A 15,375-nucleotide genomic window follows, 5' to 3' on the forward strand; every position below is an offset into this window, starting at 1 on the left:
AAGTGCATTAAATGACATACTTGTAATACATCATCTTGGGGTTCCGAAGAGCAGTCTGCACTACATGTAGTATCGACGTACAGCTTGGGCAGGACAAAGACGAGCGAAGATTTCGATAAAGGGGACAGGGACAATGACCGTTACGGTTTACACCAAACCTGCGTGTGTACAGTGCAACGCAACCTACCGTGCGCTGGACAAAAAGGGCATCACGTACCAGAGCGTTGACATCTCCCAGGACGCCGAGGCCCTCGAGCGCCTGAAGGCGCTGGGCTACATGCAGGCACCTGTTGTAGTCACGGACCAGGACCACTGGTCAGGCTTCCGCCCGGACAAGATCGAGGAACTGGCACTGTCTGCCGTTTCCTCCGTGGCCTAAGGCCCTACACTTTTCGCCAGCCGGCAACTTTCAATCCGCACACATGAGGTGACTCCCGTGTCAGCACTGGCAGTAGCCAGGGCCCAGGTGGCCCCGTTGGCGCCTGTCACCACACAGAGCCAGCTCATCTACTTTTCCTCCACCTCCGAGAACACCAGCCGCTTTGTCGCGAAGCTCGGATGTGAGCTGGCCCGGATCCCGCTCCATGCAAAGGATGCACCCCTTCTCGCCACCCGGCCTTACGTCCTGGTAGTGCCGACGTACGGGGGCACCGGGGGAGAGGGTTCCGTGCCCAAGCAGGTGATCCGCTTTCTGAACGACCCGCAGAACAGGCAACTGATCCGTGGGGTTATCGGTGCAGGCAACACAAACTTCGGGGACAACTACTGCATGGCCGCGGACATTATTGCCGCCAAGTGCAACGTCCCCCGGCTTTACAGATTTGAACTAATGGGCACGCCAGAAGACGTCGCCCGCGTACACAATGGATTGGACACGTTTTGGACACGACTGTCGCAGACACAGAAGTAACCAGGGCCGAAGGCCAGGGCACCGCCGCTGCCGAAAAGCGGAGTGCCGCCGTCGAGAAGCCCGAGATGCCGGCCGCCTATAAGGGCCTGGGCTATCACGAGCTCAACGCCATGCTGAACCTGTACGGTCCGAACGGCGAGATCCAGTTCGAGGCCGACCGCGAGGCTGCACACCAGTACTTCCTGCAGCACGTGAACAACAACACCGTCTTTTTCCATGACCTGGAAGAGAAGCTCGACTACCTGGTGAAGAACCAGTACTACGAGCGCGAAACACTCGACCAGTACACGATGAACTTCATCCGCGAGCTCTACAACCGCGCGTACAAGAAGAAGTTCCGCTTCGAGACCTTCCTGGGCGCGTTCAAGTTCTACACGTCCTACACGCTGAAGACGTTCGACGGCAACCGCTTTCTGGAGCGCTACGAGGACCGCGTCTGCATGGTGGCCCTGCACCTGGCCCGTGGTGACGAGAAGCTCGCCCTGCAGATGGTGGACGAGATCATCGAAGGCCGCTTCCAGCCGGCCACGCCCACATTCCTGAACGCCGGCAAGAAGCAGCGCGGCGAGCTGGTCTCCTGCTTCCTGCTCCGCATCGAAGACAACATGGAATCGATCGGCCGGTCCATCAACTCGGCGCTGCAGCTGTCCAAGCGCGGCGGCGGTGTGGCGTTCGCGCTGACCAACATCCGCGAAGTGGGCGCCCCGATCAAGCAGATCGAGAACCAGTCCTCCGGCGTCATCCCCGTGATGAAGCTCCTCGAGGACAGCTTCTCCTACGCCAACCAGCTCGGTGCCCGCCAGGGTGCGGGTGCTGTGTACCTGCACGCGCACCACCCGGACATCTACCGCTTCCTGGACACCAAGCGCGAGAACGCGGATGAGAAGATCCGCATCAAGACCCTCTCGCTGGGCGTTGTCATCCCGGACATCACGTTCGAGCTGGCCAAGAAGGACGAGGACATGTACCTGTTCTCCCCGTACGACGTCGAGCGCGTCTACGGCATGCCGTTCTCCGACGTCTCGGTCACTGAGAAGTACTACGAGATGGTGGACGATTCCCGGATCAAGAAGACCAAGATCAAGGCGCGCGAGTTCTTCCAGACCCTCGCCGAGATCCAGTTCGAATCCGGCTACCCGTACATCATGTTCGAGGACACCGTGAACCGGGAAAACCCGATCGACGGCAAGATCATCATGTCCAACCTGTGCTCGGAGATCCTCCAGGTTTCGCAGCCCACCACGTACCACGATGACCTGTCCTACGACCAGACCGGCAAGGACATTTCCTGCAACCTGGGCTCGCTGAACATCGCCAAGGCCATGGACAGCCCGGACTTCGGCCTGACCATTGAGACGGCCATCCGGTCCCTCTCGGCGGTCTCGGACATGTCCAACATCACCTCGGTGCCGTCCATCGCCCGCGGCAACGACCAGTCCCACGCCATCGGCCTGGGCCAGATGAACCTGCACGGCTACCTGGCCCGCGAGCGGGTCCACTACGGTTCCGAAGAGGGCCTGGACTTCACCAACATCTACTTCTACTCGGTGGTGTACCACGCGGTCCGCGCTTCCAACCTGCTGGCCATCGAGACCGGACAGACCTTCGGCGGCTTTGAGAAGTCCAAGTACGCCTCGGGCGAGTTCTTTGACAAGTACACGGAGCAGGAGTGGGTGCCGCAGACCGGGAAGGTTGCGGAGCTGTTCAAGAACATCCACATCCCCACCCAGGATGACTGGCGCGCGCTGAAGGCCTCCGTCATGGAGCACGGCATCTACAACCAGAACCTGCAGGCCGTCCCGCCGACGGGCTCCATCTCCTACATCAACAACTCCACCTCTTCGATCCACCCGGTGGCGTCCAAGATCGAGATCCGCAAGGAAGGCAAGCTGGGCCGCGTGTACTACCCGGCGCCGTACCTGACGAACGACAACCTGGAGTATTACCAGGACGCGTACGAGCTCGGCTACGAGAAGGTCATCGACACCTACGCCGCAGCCACCCAGCACGTGGACCAGGGCCTGTCCCTGACGCTGTTCTTCAAGGACACGGCCACAACGCGCGACATCAACCGGGCCCAGATCTACGCCTGGAAGAAGGGCATCAAGACCATTTACTACATCCGTCTCCGCCAGCTCGCGCTGGAGGGAACTGAGGTGGACGGCTGCGTCAGCTGCATGCTTTAATCTTCAACTAAAACCGGACAGTACGACGGCGGGCGCCCGCCCGCCGTCGTACGCTTAACTTCAAAGAACAACCCAACTTTTAGGGGATGACATGACCGAGAAGGTCAAGCTGCTTAGCCACGTCGAAGCGATCAACTGGAACCGCATCCAGGACGACAAGGACGTAGACGTCTGGAACCGCCTGGTCAACAACTTCTGGCTGCCCGAGAAGATCCCACTCTCCAACGACGTGCAGTCGTGGGCCACGCTGACTCCGGACGAACAGCAGCTCACCATGCGCGTGTTCACGGGCCTGACCCTGCTGGACACCATCCAGGGCACCGTCGGCGCCGTTTCTTTGATTCCGGACGCGATCACCCCGCACGAGGAAGCCGTTTACACGAACATTGCGTTCATGGAGTCCGTGCACGCCAAGAGCTACTCCTCGATCTTCTCCACGCTGGCCTCCACCAAGGAGATCGACGAGGCCTTCCGCTGGTCCACCGAGAACGTGAACCTTCAGAAGAAGGCCCAGATCGTCATGGACTACTACCAGGGCGACGATCCGCTGAAGCGCAAGGTGGCCTCCACGCTGCTGGAGTCCTTCCTGTTCTACTCGGGCTTCTACCTGCCGATGTACTGGTCCTCACGGGCCAAGCTGACGAACACGGCTGACCTGATCCGCCTGATCATCCGCGACGAAGCCGTCCACGGCTACTACATCGGCTACAAGTTCCAGAAGGGCCTTGAGGGCCTGTCCGAGGAGCGCAAGCAGGAGATCAAGGACTACACGTTCGAACTGCTCTTCGAGCTCTACGAGAACGAGGTCCAGTACACGCACGACCTCTATGACTCCGTTGGCCTGGCCGAGGACGTCAAGAAGTTCCTGCACTACAACGCCAACAAGGCATTGATGAACCTGGGCTACGAGGCCATGTTCCCGGCTTCCGTCACCGACGTGAACCCGGCCATCCTCTCGGCCCTGTCACCGAATGCTGATGAAAACCACGACTTCTTCTCCGGGTCCGGTTCTTCGTATGTCATCGGTAAGGCTGTCAACACCGAGGATGACGACTGGGACTTCTAGGACCCCCCCCGCCGCCGTGACAATTTCCAGGACATGACAACAAGGGACGCCGCACGCTTGTGCGGCGTCCCTTGTACGTTGGGGGAGGTCTCGTGGATCCGGCGCCGGGTCAGGCGGTGGCGCAGCGGAACCCACGGGACGGTCGAGGCCCGGCAGGTTCGTCCGGCAGCTCATCTTGCACCAAGGTACGCGCGAAGGCAGTGTTCTCCCGCCGATGGCGGCATCTGAACATAATCCACGGTCCCGCGCGAGGCGGTGGACGTAGATGGATAGGACCCAGAGCGGTGCCCCTCACCGGCTTGCGGCCCCAGTGAAGGCGGCCAGTGGGGTGGTTCCCATTCCTGGTGTTCGCTTTTGTATTTGCGCCCTGATGGTGAAACCCAGCCGGGCGGCTCGTTCTTTGTTGCCGGCGTCGGTTTCCAGCCGCTGGCGTGTTTGAGGCTGTGGTGCCGGCGACATGGCTGTCCCAAATTGCTGATCCCGGTGGTTCCGCCGTGATGCCAGGCCAGGAGGTGGTCTGCCTCGTTGTCCAGGGACTGGTTGCTGCAGCCGGGGAACGGGCATTTGCCGTCGCGCATCCGTAGCCAGTTCCGCATGGCCTTCGTGACCCGGTAACTCGTGCGGCCGATTTCCAACGGTGCCCCATTTCGCGGATCGACGAGCACCCGGTGGAACGAGTCAGCTCCGTTGGCCACCAGATCCCGTGCCATGGAGGCTGGGATGGGTCCGTACCCGTCGAGCATCGCCGGCTCCTCGGTCACCCCAAGCAGGGAAAAGATGGGAACGGTGATCAGGACCTCCGCCCGGGGCGTGGGGATATCGGCAAGACCGGGTGCCCCCGCCCTAGCCCCAGTCCCGCTGCTGCCGATGCTGTTGCTGCAGCGGGTGCAGCCGCTGTCGCTTCGCAGGGTTGCCGTGGCGAAGACGTCTGCCCTCAGCTGCGTGAGCGTCCGTTCCTCCTGGGGACCCTGCAGGCCCCGCGCGATGGCAGTAATGCGGTTCCAGATCGCGGCCGCCTGGTCCGCAGGCAGGTAGGCGGACACCCGCGCCATACCGTCCTGCTCCGGCGTAAATTCCAGGCACCTGTCCTTGACGCCCTTAACGTGGCGTTTTTCGATGCTGTCCGGGTGGTGGCGTTCTCGCCAAGTCCGGGCTTTCCGCCGGAACCTGTAGGCGGGCATCTCGCCGGCTGGGCAACCGCAGGCAGGATTGGGCGCGTCAGCATCGAGGAAGTGGGCTTCCAGTGCCTTGGCTGCGTCGCGGTCAAGGGTGGCGGTCTCGTCCACCATCACCCTGGCGTGCTGCCACGAAACCGTTCCCGCCTGAAGGGCTGAAAGGGTGCGTGGCAGAGACGTTGACAGGGCGTAGGACTGCTCCAGCAGCGCGCCTGCCGCCCGGTCGCCGATGGCCAGCACGCAGCCCACTTCGGCCGCTATTGCCATTTCCTGCGCCTGGACCGAAATGTACAGCGGGGCCGCCAACCGCGCCGAGTCCGCATATGTAGCGGCTGCCTCCGCCTTCAATGCCGCGATCCGCGCCTCAGCCCGTGCGATCCCGGCAAGGATGTCCAAACATCCATCAGCAACGACAGCCAGAGGGTCGGAGTCCGAGGGCGACCCGCAAGCGGATTCAGCCACCTCGTCGCGAAGCATGGCAACGGCGGCGTCTATCGCCTCAAACGCCTTTGCCACCGCTTCGCTTGCCATGTACTCATTATGGAAAGGGGGTCTGACATTCTGCGTGGGCGTAATCTCGCTGCTGGGCCAACATCCCAGGCCATTAGAGAACATGTTGAACACAGACGACGCCGGCCAGGCCCAAAGGCCTGATGGCCAGGCTGCCCCGAGGCAGCCGAGGAGCAACCCGCTCAGTCCGCGAAGTCCAGCCGGAAGAAGCGCATCCTACAGGCGACAGCCGCCGTCGTACTTCTCGCCGGTGGGGTGGCCTTCGGAACCACACTTCCCGATCCGAAGACCAGCGATGCCTACGCGGCGCTGGCGGACGAGAAGGCAACGGTCGAGATTGAGCGCGACGCCGCACAGTCCAGCTATGCGTCCGTGAAGGGTAAGTACGACAGCCTCCAGGGCGGAATCGTTGCCCCAGAATCCAAGGTTTCCGCACGGGAAACCGAAGTGGGCAAGGCCGGCGCTGCAGTCAAGACCGCCGAAGCCGCGGTAAAGGCCAGGGAAGAGGCGGTAACCGGGGCCGAGAAGGCCAAGGCTGCCAACACCATCAGCGACGGCACCTGGACCGTGGGCTCCGACATCGAACCCGGCACGTACCGGGCATCCGCCGACGTCGGCTCCTCCCGCTACTGGGGCATCTACGCCACCGGCAGCAACGGCAGCAACATCATCGACAACGACCTCCCCGGCGGCGGCCGGCCCTCCGTTGCGCTGTCCGCCGGCCAAGATTTCAAATCCAGCCGCTGCGGCAAATGGGAAAAGCAATAGCACCTGCAGCATCACCCAACGCACTCTCGAAAGGCACCACCACCGTGTCTCACCAGAACTTTGATTCAGTCCCGTCCGTTCCGGTTGCTGCGCCCCCGGCCAAGCGCCCGTTCTACAAGAAGAAACGCTTTGTGATTCCGGCTGGCGTCCTGCTGCTCGGAATCGTCATGGGCTCGTGCTCCAGCGGCAGCAAGTCTGTGGCGGACACCAGCCCCATCGCTTCGGCGGCTGCCTCCGCGGCTCCGGCCGAGGCCGCGGCGCCGCCGGCGGCAGCCCCGCCGCGCCGGCGGCTCGTGCCGCTCCTTCAGTGGGAGCACCGTTTAGCGTGAAAATGCGCAACGGCGACGTCGCCAGGATCACGATCGTCTCCGCGGTGCGGACCGACACGGTGACTACGACTGCCTTTGCGACGCCGCCGAAGAATGGAACCTACCTGCTCCTGGATGTGCTGTGGGAGACCGAGGCGGGAAAGTCGAGCTCGAATCCGTTCTACTTCTCGGCCAAGGATGCCAGCGGGCGGAAGGCTGACCTCAGCATGTTAGCCGATAACCAGCTGGGCTCCGGTGACGTCCTGCCGGGGGACAAGTCCCGCGGGTTCATCGCTTTCGACATCGCTCCGGGCGCGGCGACTGTGATCATCACCGATCCGCTGCTGCAGGAAGCTGCCGGCCGCGCTCGCAAGCGATTCAGACAACGAGCCATTCGCGGAAGGCCCCTTAGGCAAGGACAGCGTCAGCGAAGCCCGTAGCCGTGATTCCCTTAGAACAGCGGCCAGGGCACCGCCGACATCTCACCCCTCGGAGCCGGGAACCGACCCGCCAAGCGCAACCGGGCGCAGCGCGCGGCGACCGACCCAATTTCTTCGGCGCTGAGCAGGTCCGCGAGGTCTCGGCCCAGCTCACCGTTCAGTCCTTCGGTGACACGATCGATGCCCTCAAGTTCCTCGACGGTCAGAGCGTCTCCCAGCCACCCCCACAGCACCGTACGTAGCTTGTAGTCACGGTGAAAGGTAAGCCCGTGGTCCACGCCGTGCCGGTGTCCGTCCGTGATGGCAAGGATGTGATCGCCTTTACGGTCGGCGTTGTTCACGACGACGTCGAACACCGCCATGCGTCTGAGCGCCGGAGAGTCCTCGTGTATGAGGGCGACCATCCGTCCGTTCTCATCCTGACCCTGGAGGACGTGTTTCCAGCCGATCTCCGGGACGTCGTCCGACGCAACGAGGTCCACCGCGTTCTGGTCGGGGTCTGTCTCCTGCCACAGTTGCACCATCCCATCGCCGAACGGACCATCGCGCAACCAGGTGCGCGGCACCACGTTCCAGCCGAGGACCTCCGAAACCAGGTAGGCGGCAACCTCCCGGTGGGCGAGGCAGCCGTCGGGAAAATCCCACAGCGGTTTCTCCCCGGCTATCGGCTTATAGACGACAGCAGTGTCCCCAATGCTGCCCAGGAAGGTGGCGTTCGACGCCGTCGTAATGCGCCCGGTGAGCGTCAGCTCGGCCGTAAACAGGTCGGGCGCCGGCATCAGACCTCGGGCCGAGTGCAGACGTGCCCGTCGGCGTCTACGGGGTAACCGCAAAGCGGGCACGCGGGACGCCCGGCGCCCACAACCTCACGCGTGCGCTTGGCGAACGCGCGGGCGGTGCCAACCGGCATCCGCACCAGCAGCATTTCGGGCACGTCAGCGTCGTCCTCCTCAAGCGACTCGTCGTTGTCATCAGCGTCGACATCGGTGATCGGGTAGGCCTCTATCACGACCTGCGCCGTCGTCGGGTCCCAACCTAAACTCATGGCGCCGGTCCGAAACTGCTCCTGAACGGCCTCGAGCTGGTCATTGTCGACAAGTTCTATGGGGGTGCTGGTGGGAACGCTGTGGGGGTTGCCCTCGACGGTGAGAAGGTGGTCCAGGATTTCGTCGATTTTGTCGGCGAGCAGGGCCGACTGCTGCTTCTCCATGGCGATACTTACGATCTGAGTCCCGGCCCGCACCTGCAGGTAGAACGTGCGTGCCCCCGGAAGGCCAATGGTGCCAACGACGACCCGATCAGGCCAGGCAAACTCATGAACACGTGTAGGCATATGAGCATTTTAGGCATATGAGCTTCATGGCGCCCTGTGCCCTGCACCACCGCCCACCGGCGCGTCACCAGAGTGGATGCCGTTCGACAGCCACGACAGATCCCCTGCGTCGGTGTTGATCGCGTAGACGCTCGGCCGACTGGCTCCGTAGCGCACGATCGATACGGAGGCAGGGCCCACGTTAATGCGTTGAAACAGGTCGAGGTGCATGCCTAACGCGTCGGCGACGATTGATTTGATGACGTCACCGTGACTCACCGCCACCCATACGGCTCCTGGCCCGTACTCGGCTTCGAAGGCTGCATCGTGGCGTCGAATTGCTGCTACGGCCCGAGCCTGCATCGCGGCCATGGATTCACCGCCGGGAAAGATGACGGCGGACGGCTGCGATTGCACAGCCGACCACAGATCTTCGGTTGCGAGATCACTGAGCGTGCGGCCCTGCCACTGGCCGTAATCGCACTCGGTAAGACCGGATTCCAACGGCGCGTGCGGAGTGCCAGACTGGCGATCAAGGATGAGTTGGGCGGTCTGCTGACAACGCTCAAGAGGGCTCGACACCACCCCAACTACGGGCACGGCCGCGAGCCGCTCTCCGGTCAAAGCCGCCTGCTCGCGCCCGATCTGGTCCAGGCTGACACCGGCGGCCCGACCGGCCAGCAGTCCAGTGGCATTGGCAGTGGTGCGGCCGTGCCGCACGAGAATAACTGTCGCCATCCACCCAGCCTAGCCATCCGCTCGACGGCAGTGTTACCCACACTTTGGAAATTTGCTGTTGCCGGGAACCAGGCACGCCGTTCATCCTTCACCGAATCCCAGCGTCGGTGCGGCTAATTCGGGATCCACGGTCACCGGTGTGTGCGCTCTCGCCAGTCTGCCGGTACCTTGTCTGCCGGCGCAGGTGCCGGCTGCTCCGGTGGTCTGGACTGAGGATCCGGGAGTTGCGGGCCGCGGAAGAACTTCCTCGTGGTGTGCTGGTAGAACCAGTCCTCCCCAGGTTCTAAGGACCTCATGATGATGCGCCAGGAACGCCGAAACTCACTGTCCCATGCTGATGAGCAATAACTCAGTTAGATCGGGATCTCACAACGTTGTGAGATGTCGGCATCGTGGGGTCGATAGGCTAGTGCCATCGTGAGTAAAAACAAGGATCTCAAACTGCCCTACGTGCCCCGAGTGATGAACTACGGGTACGCCTTTGGGAGCAGGACCGTGTACGCATACACGGAGGAAGAATGGGGCCTGGGCGCCGGCGACGGGGGCGGTGACCACAACACGATCCGGTCCTTCTACTTCAGCCTGTTCATGATGATCCTGTTCGCGCCGGTCACCCTGGGCTGCCTGGTGCTTGCAGTCATTACGGTGTTCGAACTACCCGTCATGACGTTGGTTATGCTTTTCTTCGGCGCCCTCTTCGGCTTCGCCGTTCTCCAGTGCTACTTCAACCTCCAGCAGGAACTGCGCGGCAGGAAAGCACGAAAGCTCAGAGGCCTGCCGAAGCCGTGGCTCGCGGCCGGCGACGACGAGGCCTACGAGTGGTTCCTGAAGCACCCATCGCCGCACATTCCCATGACCCTGGAATACTTCCCGGACTGCTGGATCCTACGAAAGCAGGCGACTACTTGATGGCTCGTCCCGAAGACTGTGACGATAAGGACGGCCCATGGGGGACATCGGCCGGCTACTCGCCGCGGTTCTAAGGCATCCTTTTCCTGGTCGCCCCACGCTAGCCTCCTATTCAGGAGGACCGTTTGACAGTCCTGGGATCAGGGGACTCTCATCGAGTACCTAAATGGACACGAGAGAGGGTGGTGGCTATGGCTGCCATCCAAAGCACCCCGGGAAACCAGGCCCGCCTCCGGACGGGAGCCGCTCTCATGACGCTTGCCGGGCTGGTCTTCGTTGCGTACGCCGTGGTCTTCTTGGGACTCAACTTTAGCGGCGCCTTCCTTGAGCTGGGCATCGGCCCCGATCAAGTGGACAAGGGGATGGCCGAGGTCGAGGCGTTCAGCCCACAGCTGCATCACTACATCAGCCATCTGCACATTGCGCTCAGCGGCTTCATCGCTGCGACCGGGCTGGCCATCGCAGGCCTGTCCTGGTACGGGGTGCGCCGCGGCGAACAGTGGGCCTTCGGCACAGCCGTTTTGGTCCCGACCGTCGGACCTCGCAGTGGCCCTCCCCGCACATTACCCATGGGGTCTTGCCACGTTTGGTATAGGGTCGGGTGGTATGGCGCTGCGACTTGTTCAGGTGAATTTCAAGGCTCGGGATGACTCGGCGCTCGGCCGGTTTTGGGCGGAGGCGCTCGGCTGGGGTGTTTCCAGCGAGGGACCCGGAGTGACCAATGTTGAACCTGTGGGCTTCGCATGGCCGGACCCCACCGCCGTGTGCGTCGATGTCGTGACTGTCCCGGACCCCGAGACAGTGAAGTACCGCGCGCACCTCGATCTGGCCACCACCTCTGCGGCCCATAAGGCAGAACTGGTGGCGCGGCTGTTGGAACTCGGTGCGACGCCTGCCGACGTGGGTCAGGGTGATGTGCCGTGGACGGTCCTGGCCGACCCGGAGGGCAATGTGTTCTGTGTGCTGGAGCCGCGACCGATCTACCGGGACACCGGGCCGATCGCCACGGTGGTGGTCAACTGCGCGGATCCGCGGGCCATGGCCCGGTTCTGGGGCGAGGCCACGGACTGGACCGTGCATGAGGTGAACGACGACCATGCGAGGCTGCGTTCTGCCACGGGTGTCGGGCCGTATCTGGAACTACTTCGCACGTCCGGCGTGGAGACGGTGTGGAACCGTGTCCATCTCGACCTGATGCCGTACCCGGGTGATGATCAAGCGGCAGAAGTGGCCAGGCTGCGGGCGCTGGGCGCCACTGACGCCGACGTCGGCCAGGGCGATGTGCCATGGGTGTGCCTCGCCGACCCGGAGGGCAACGAGTTCTGCGTCCTCACCCCGGGCTGACGCAGAGCCTTGCCTAGTGATTCCGGCTAATCCACCGGATCTCCTTGGGAAAAGTCTTGTGAAAGCTCGGCTTCGATTTCGCTGATGCTGGGAAGGGTGGCAGCGAATTCCTGCGGCAAGGACGCCACGATCCCGGATTCCCATTCGGCGATCCCGATCGGTTTCGAGAAGCCCCGTAGAGAGTATTCAGCTACGACGTTGTTCTTGGTCTTGCACAACAGCAGTCCGATGGTGGGCTCGTCGTCTGTATGACCCAGGAGATCATCAACAGCGGACATGTACATGTTGATCTGGCCCAGATACTCCGGTTTGAAGGCGGTGGCCTTCAGCTCGACCACGACGAAGCAACGCAGCTTGAAATTGTAGAACAGCAGGTCGGCGAAGAATTCGTCCGCCCCGATGGTCAACCGGACTTGCCGGCCAACGAAGGCGAATCCCTGACCGAGTTCCAACAGGAACCTTTCGACGTGCACCACGAGCTGTCCCTCAAGATCACGTTCATTCCGCTTGCCTGTCATGGCCACGAAGTCAAAAACATAGGGGTCCTTGAAAGACTGCTGGGCAAGATCCGAATCCGACGGCGGCAATGTCGCTTTGAAGTTGGTGATCGCCTTGCCGGAACGTTCGGAGAGCTTCGTCTCGATGTGGTGGGCAAGCACGTTCCGTGACCAGCCATTCTCGACGGCGGCAGCGGCGTACCAGCGCCGGGCGCCCGAGTCTTCAAGCTTGTCGAGAAGGGTGACATTGTGGCCCCACGGCAATGTTGCAACAGGCTGTTGCAACATTGGGAAGTCAGGCCAGGCTTCGGCGAACGACTTCATATAGCGGAGATTTCGCGGCGAAAATCCACGTGCCTCGGGAAAAGCCGAGCGGACGTCAGCCGAGAGCCGCGTTACCACTTTGCTACCCCAACCTTGGGCTGACTCTCGCTTGGCCAATTCGCTGCCAATCACCCAGTACGAAAGCAGCATCTCCCGGTTGGCGGCCGAAATTGCCCTGGACCGGCCGGAACGGACCTGTGAGGCGACGGACGCCAACAACTCCGGGTACCAATCGGGCATGCTTGACGTCGCGGGCGTTGATTCAAACGATGCTGGTGTAGACACGCGGATCGGTTCCCTTTCGTGGCGATCATTTCGCCCTGAACCTATCTGCCGGCACTGACATTCTTGATCCGCGGGCAAGGTGGCGCCTGCCGCTGCAGCCGCAGGCGCCATTTCCGTCGGATGCGCGCACAATAATAGGGACAGGCAGGGCCTGGCCGGCCCTGGTTTTCCGGAGTCGAGGACGGTCACAGTGAGAGCGATTCAGGCCAAGGCCACAGTGCTGCTGATGGCGGCGCTCCTTTTGGTAGGTTGCGGCTCCGGCACCGGAAGTCCCACGGCGTCCCCCGGGGCGGGGACAGCGACGATGGGAGCGGTCACCCCCGGAGCGCCTGTTATCACCATCAAGGACTTCGGGTACGGCGCGCCGCTGACCGTTGCGCCGGGCACAATTGTCACGGTCACCAACATGGACGCCGCGGGCCATACCGTCACCGCGGACCAGGGCCAGGCATTTGACGTGGATGTGCGGGGAAGCGGCGGGACGGCCACGTTCACGGCGCCCTCGTCACCCGGCTCCTACCCCTACTTCTGCACCTATCACCCCAATATGCGCGGGACGCTGATAGTCAAATGAACATGGCACTGAGGGTACTGACGGCACTGGCATTGTTCATCGATGCCGGGGTACATATCTATCTGGCCCCCGGCTACCAGGCGGCCTCGCCTGGCGGAATCGGACAAGGCAACCTGTTCTATCTCGAATCGGCCGCGGCGGTGCTGGCGGCGCTGTGGGTTCTGTTCCGCGGCAGCAGAGCCTCCTTTGCCCTGGCCCTGGTGGTGGCCCTGAGCGCATTCGTGGCCGTGGTGTTGTACCGGTATGTGGATATTCCGGCCTTTGGACCTTTGCCTGCGATGTATGAGCCGGTGTGGTTTTTCGAGAAGTCCCTCAGCGCCGTGGCTGAGGGAGTGGGAGCCCTACTGGCCGCTGTGGGCGTGGTGCGGACCGGCCCCAGGCGCCGGTCCGGCAACTAGCAGGGGATCAGGGCATCTGCGCGGGTGGGAGGCTCTTGGCGGCGGGTCCTTGGATGACCGTGCCGTCGGTGGAGAACCGGGAGCCGTGGCAGGGGCAGTCCCAGGTGGCGTCGGCGGTGTTGAAGCCGACGGTGCAGCCGAGATGGGTGCATGTGGCGGAGACGGCGTGGACCTGCCCGTCTGCGTCTCTATAGACGGCGGTGCTCTCGCCGTTGACGGTCATGACTTTCCCCTGACCCGGCGACAGTTCCGTGTGGCCGGGCCGGCCGCGGAGTTTGCCGGCCAGGACAGCTGCCACGGTCTTGAAGTTCTCCTCCGCGAACCGTTTCGCGCTGGCTGCCGGGGTGAACCGGTTGCTGTTGAACACAGAGGCCCAGGGGTTTTCCCGGCCGCTGAGGGTGTCGGCAAGAATGAGGGCGGCAGCGGTTCCATTGGACAGGCCCCATTTGCGCAGGCCGGTGATCACGTACACGTGTTTGGCGGTGGGGGACATGAGTCCGGCGTAGGGCAGCCCGTCGAGCGGGATGCCGTCCTGTGTTGACCATCGGTAGGCGATCGCGTCCACACCGAGGCGGTCGTGGGCGAAGGTGGCGAGTCTGCGGTAACGCGCTGCTGTGTCGCCGGGCTCGGACACACGGTGGCCCTCGCCGCCGGTGAGCACGTAGCTTGTGCCGTTGACGCTGGTGGTCAGAATGGATCGCATCGGTTCGTCGGCGCTGATGAACGTGGCATCCAGCGGTGGCGTGTCCACGCGGCCGGCGACGAGGTAGGAGCGGTGCGGATGCGACCGCAAATAGAACAGGCCCTGCCCGCCCCAGGGCACATTCGTAGCGACGATGATGCCGCGGGCCCGGACGGTGCCGTGTTCTGTATCAACGACGGCCGGGGAACCATCGTGGACCTGCTGCGCCCGGGTCTGCTCATAGACGAAGCTGCCCTCTCCGTTGACCGCGCGGGCGAGACCCCGGAGGTATTTCACGGCATGGATTTGCGCCTGCCCGTCGAATCGGACCGCACCCTTAACCGGGAAGGGCAGCGGCACGTCGGTGGTGAAAGCGGCCGGCAGGCCGAGGCTGGCGGCAAGGTTGGCTTCGGCGCGCACAAGGCTGAGCGCGTCGTCGGATTCGGCGTAGGTGTAGTTGGCGACGCGGCGGAAGTCACAGTCGATGGCTTCGGCGGCCACGAGTTGCGCGACGTGTTCGACTGCGGCCTGGTTGGCCTCCCCGTAGATACGCGCGGTGTCGTTGCCGTGTCTGCGGGCAAGTTCCGTGTAGGCAAGGCGGTGAAGGGAGGTGACCTTGCCGGTGGTGTGGCCGGTGACGCCGGTTCCGACGCGGGCGGTCTCGATGACCGCGACAGTCCGCCCGGTACGTTTGAGCGCCAACGCTGCGGTCAGCCCGGCGATGCCGGCCCCGATGACCGCGACGTCCACCTCCAGATCCCCCCGCAGGACCGGATAATCGGTGGTTCCGGCGGTAGCGACCCAGAGGGAGCGGGGTTCACCTTCCGGCCGTCCACTGTTCGATGCGTCATTCACTGCGTCACCTCAGGATCACCCGGTACTGCTCGGCTGTGTTAAGGCTTGCGTCAGCAGCAGCCGACGCAGAGGGACTGACGGCGACCGTCCCGAG

18 protein-coding genes are annotated in these 15,375 nt (G+C 63.1%); 12 read left to right on the plus strand and 6 right to left on the minus strand.

Annotated features, from left to right (window positions below):
* The first annotated feature begins 133 nt into the window (after positions 1-133).
* The 4 genes from nrdH to nrdF all read left to right on the plus strand — a co-directional run bounded on the left by nrdH (position 134) and on the right by nrdF (position 4,162).
* Positions 134-379, plus strand: a complete 246-nt coding sequence (gene nrdH / locus NFC73_RS13960) for a glutaredoxin-like protein NrdH (RefSeq protein ID WP_013601222.1) — start codon at positions 134-136, stop codon at positions 377-379.
* 57 nt (positions 380-436) lie between these two features.
* Positions 437-910: a class Ib ribonucleoside-diphosphate reductase assembly flavoprotein NrdI gene (gene nrdI / locus NFC73_RS13965; RefSeq protein WP_200950610.1), complete on the plus strand. Its 474-nt coding sequence runs from the start codon at positions 437-439 to the stop codon at positions 908-910.
* 65 nt (positions 911-975) lie between these two features.
* Positions 976-3,096 carry a class 1b ribonucleoside-diphosphate reductase subunit alpha gene (gene nrdE / locus NFC73_RS13970; RefSeq protein ID WP_254751235.1) on the plus strand — a complete coding sequence of 707 codons (2,121 nt, stop codon included), beginning with the start codon at positions 976-978 and terminating at the stop codon, positions 3,094-3,096.
* A 91-nt stretch (positions 3,097-3,187) separates the two neighbouring features.
* Positions 3,188-4,162, plus strand: a complete 975-nt coding sequence (nrdF, locus tag NFC73_RS13975) for a class 1b ribonucleoside-diphosphate reductase subunit beta (protein ID WP_024368367.1) — start codon at positions 3,188-3,190, stop codon at positions 4,160-4,162.
* Positions 4,163-4,332: 170 nt separating this feature from the next.
* Here the strand turns inward: nrdF and NFC73_RS13980 are convergent, their stop codons facing one another.
* Positions 4,333-5,868: an HNH endonuclease signature motif containing protein gene (locus tag NFC73_RS13980; RefSeq protein WP_254751138.1), complete on the minus strand. Its 1,536-nt coding sequence runs from the start codon at positions 5,866-5,868 to the stop codon at positions 4,333-4,335.
* A gap of 234 nt (positions 5,869-6,102) precedes the next feature.
* On the opposite strand from NFC73_RS13980, the gene NFC73_RS13985 reads away from it, so the two are divergent.
* The 3 genes from NFC73_RS13985 to NFC73_RS13995 are packed head-to-tail and all read left to right on the plus strand — an operon-like array spanning position 6,103 to position 7,363.
* A complete protein-coding gene (locus NFC73_RS13985) occupies positions 6,103-6,615 on the plus strand; it encodes an Rv1352/Rv1906c domain-containing protein (RefSeq protein WP_254751140.1) in 513 nt (170 codons plus the stop codon).
* Between the two features lie 44 nt (positions 6,616-6,659).
* Positions 6,660-6,944 carry a hypothetical protein gene (locus NFC73_RS13990; RefSeq protein WP_254751142.1) on the plus strand — a complete coding sequence of 95 codons (285 nt, stop codon included), beginning with the start codon at positions 6,660-6,662 and terminating at the stop codon, positions 6,942-6,944.
* Positions 6,941-7,363 carry a DUF4352 domain-containing protein gene (locus NFC73_RS13995; protein WP_254751144.1) on the plus strand — a complete coding sequence of 141 codons (423 nt, stop codon included), beginning with the start codon at positions 6,941-6,943 and terminating at the stop codon, positions 7,361-7,363. The genes NFC73_RS13990 and NFC73_RS13995 overlap by 4 nt, the downstream gene beginning before the upstream one ends.
* A gap of 11 nt (positions 7,364-7,374) precedes the next feature.
* Here NFC73_RS13995 and NFC73_RS14000 read toward each other — a convergent pair whose 3' ends face one another.
* Genes NFC73_RS14000 through NFC73_RS14010 form a run of 3 tightly spaced genes read right to left on the minus strand, consistent with a single transcriptional unit; the run spans position 7,375 to position 9,413 of the window.
* Positions 7,375-8,142, minus strand: a complete 768-nt coding sequence (locus NFC73_RS14000; RefSeq protein ID WP_254751146.1) for an SCO1664 family protein — start codon at positions 8,140-8,142, stop codon at positions 7,375-7,377.
* Positions 8,142-8,696, minus strand: a complete 555-nt coding sequence (locus tag NFC73_RS14005) for a DUF3090 domain-containing protein (RefSeq protein WP_254751148.1) — start codon at positions 8,694-8,696, stop codon at positions 8,142-8,144. The genes NFC73_RS14000 and NFC73_RS14005 overlap by 1 nt, the downstream gene beginning before the upstream one ends.
* A gap of 24 nt (positions 8,697-8,720) precedes the next feature.
* Entirely contained in the window at positions 8,721-9,413 is a 693-nt protein-coding gene (locus NFC73_RS14010; RefSeq protein WP_254751150.1) for an MSMEG_4193 family putative phosphomutase, read from the minus strand.
* 417 nt (positions 9,414-9,830) lie between these two features.
* Between NFC73_RS14010 and NFC73_RS14015 the strand changes: the two genes are divergently transcribed.
* From NFC73_RS14015 to NFC73_RS14025, 3 genes are all read left to right on the plus strand, one after another.
* Complete coding sequence (locus NFC73_RS14015) at positions 9,831-10,322, plus strand: hypothetical protein (RefSeq protein ID WP_254751152.1); 492 nt, start codon at positions 9,831-9,833, stop codon at positions 10,320-10,322.
* A 251-nt stretch (positions 10,323-10,573) separates the two neighbouring features.
* Entirely contained in the window at positions 10,574-10,972 is a 399-nt protein-coding gene (locus tag NFC73_RS14020; RefSeq protein WP_254751154.1) for a hypothetical protein, read from the plus strand.
* The gene (locus NFC73_RS14025; protein WP_254751156.1) at positions 10,929-11,666 is read left to right on the plus strand and encodes a VOC family protein; all 738 of its coding nucleotides are present in this window, start codon (positions 10,929-10,931) and stop codon (positions 11,664-11,666) included. The genes NFC73_RS14020 and NFC73_RS14025 overlap by 44 nt, the downstream gene beginning before the upstream one ends.
* Positions 11,667-11,692: 26 nt before the next feature.
* On the opposite strand, the gene NFC73_RS14030 is transcribed toward NFC73_RS14025, so the two are convergent.
* A complete protein-coding gene (locus tag NFC73_RS14030) occupies positions 11,693-12,727 on the minus strand; it encodes a PDDEXK nuclease domain-containing protein (RefSeq protein ID WP_256548946.1) in 1,035 nt (344 codons plus the stop codon).
* 235 nt (positions 12,728-12,962) lie between these two features.
* On the opposite strand from NFC73_RS14030, the gene NFC73_RS14035 reads away from it, so the two are divergent.
* Positions 12,963-13,346: a cupredoxin domain-containing protein gene (locus NFC73_RS14035; RefSeq protein ID WP_254751159.1), complete on the plus strand. Its 384-nt coding sequence runs from the start codon at positions 12,963-12,965 to the stop codon at positions 13,344-13,346.
* A gap of 2 nt (positions 13,347-13,348) precedes the next feature.
* Positions 13,349-13,744, plus strand: a complete 396-nt coding sequence (locus NFC73_RS14040; RefSeq protein WP_254751161.1) for a hypothetical protein — start codon at positions 13,349-13,351, stop codon at positions 13,742-13,744.
* Between the two features lie 7 nt (positions 13,745-13,751).
* On the opposite strand, the gene NFC73_RS14045 is transcribed toward NFC73_RS14040, so the two are convergent.
* The gene (locus tag NFC73_RS14045) at positions 13,752-15,281 is read right to left on the minus strand and encodes an FAD-dependent oxidoreductase (RefSeq protein WP_254751163.1); all 1,530 of its coding nucleotides are present in this window, start codon (positions 15,279-15,281) and stop codon (positions 13,752-13,754) included.
* Positions 15,282-15,375 lie beyond the last annotated feature (94 nt).

This window comes from Pseudarthrobacter humi, from assembly GCF_024294965.1.
GTDB classification, from domain to species: Bacteria; Actinomycetota; Actinomycetes; order Actinomycetales; family Micrococcaceae; genus Arthrobacter; species Arthrobacter humi.

What these genes read in the sequence shown, in the direction of transcription:
- NFC73_RS14030 (WP_256548946.1), bottom strand. Translation starts at nt 12,727, where the DNA reads ATGCCCGATTGGTACCCGGAGTTGTTGGCGTCCGTCGCCTCACAGGTC.
- NFC73_RS14010 (WP_254751150.1), bottom strand. Translation starts at nt 9,413, where the DNA reads ATGGCGACAGTTATTCTCGTGCGGCACGGCCGCACCACTGCCAATGCC.
- NFC73_RS13980 (WP_254751138.1), bottom strand. Translation starts at nt 5,868, where the DNA reads ATGGCAAGCGAAGCGGTGGCAAAGGCGTTTGAGGCGATAGACGCCGCC.
- nrdE (WP_254751235.1), top strand. Translation starts at nt 976, where the DNA reads ATGCCGGCCGCCTATAAGGGCCTGGGCTATCACGAGCTCAACGCCATG.
- NFC73_RS14040 (WP_254751161.1), top strand. Translation starts at nt 13,349, where the DNA reads ATGGCACTGAGGGTACTGACGGCACTGGCATTGTTCATCGATGCCGGG.
- NFC73_RS14005 (WP_254751148.1), bottom strand. Translation starts at nt 8,696, where the DNA reads ATGCCTACACGTGTTCATGAGTTTGCCTGGCCTGATCGGGTCGTCGTT.
- NFC73_RS14025 (WP_254751156.1), top strand. Translation starts at nt 10,929, where the DNA reads ATGGCGCTGCGACTTGTTCAGGTGAATTTCAAGGCTCGGGATGACTCG.
- nrdF (WP_024368367.1), top strand. Translation starts at nt 3,188, where the DNA reads ATGACCGAGAAGGTCAAGCTGCTTAGCCACGTCGAAGCGATCAACTGG.
- NFC73_RS14020 (WP_254751154.1), top strand. Translation starts at nt 10,574, where the DNA reads ATGACGCTTGCCGGGCTGGTCTTCGTTGCGTACGCCGTGGTCTTCTTG.
- NFC73_RS14000 (WP_254751146.1), bottom strand. Translation starts at nt 8,142, where the DNA reads ATGCCGGCGCCCGACCTGTTTACGGCCGAGCTGACGCTCACCGGGCGC.
- nrdH (WP_013601222.1), top strand. Translation starts at nt 134, where the DNA reads ATGACCGTTACGGTTTACACCAAACCTGCGTGTGTACAGTGCAACGCA.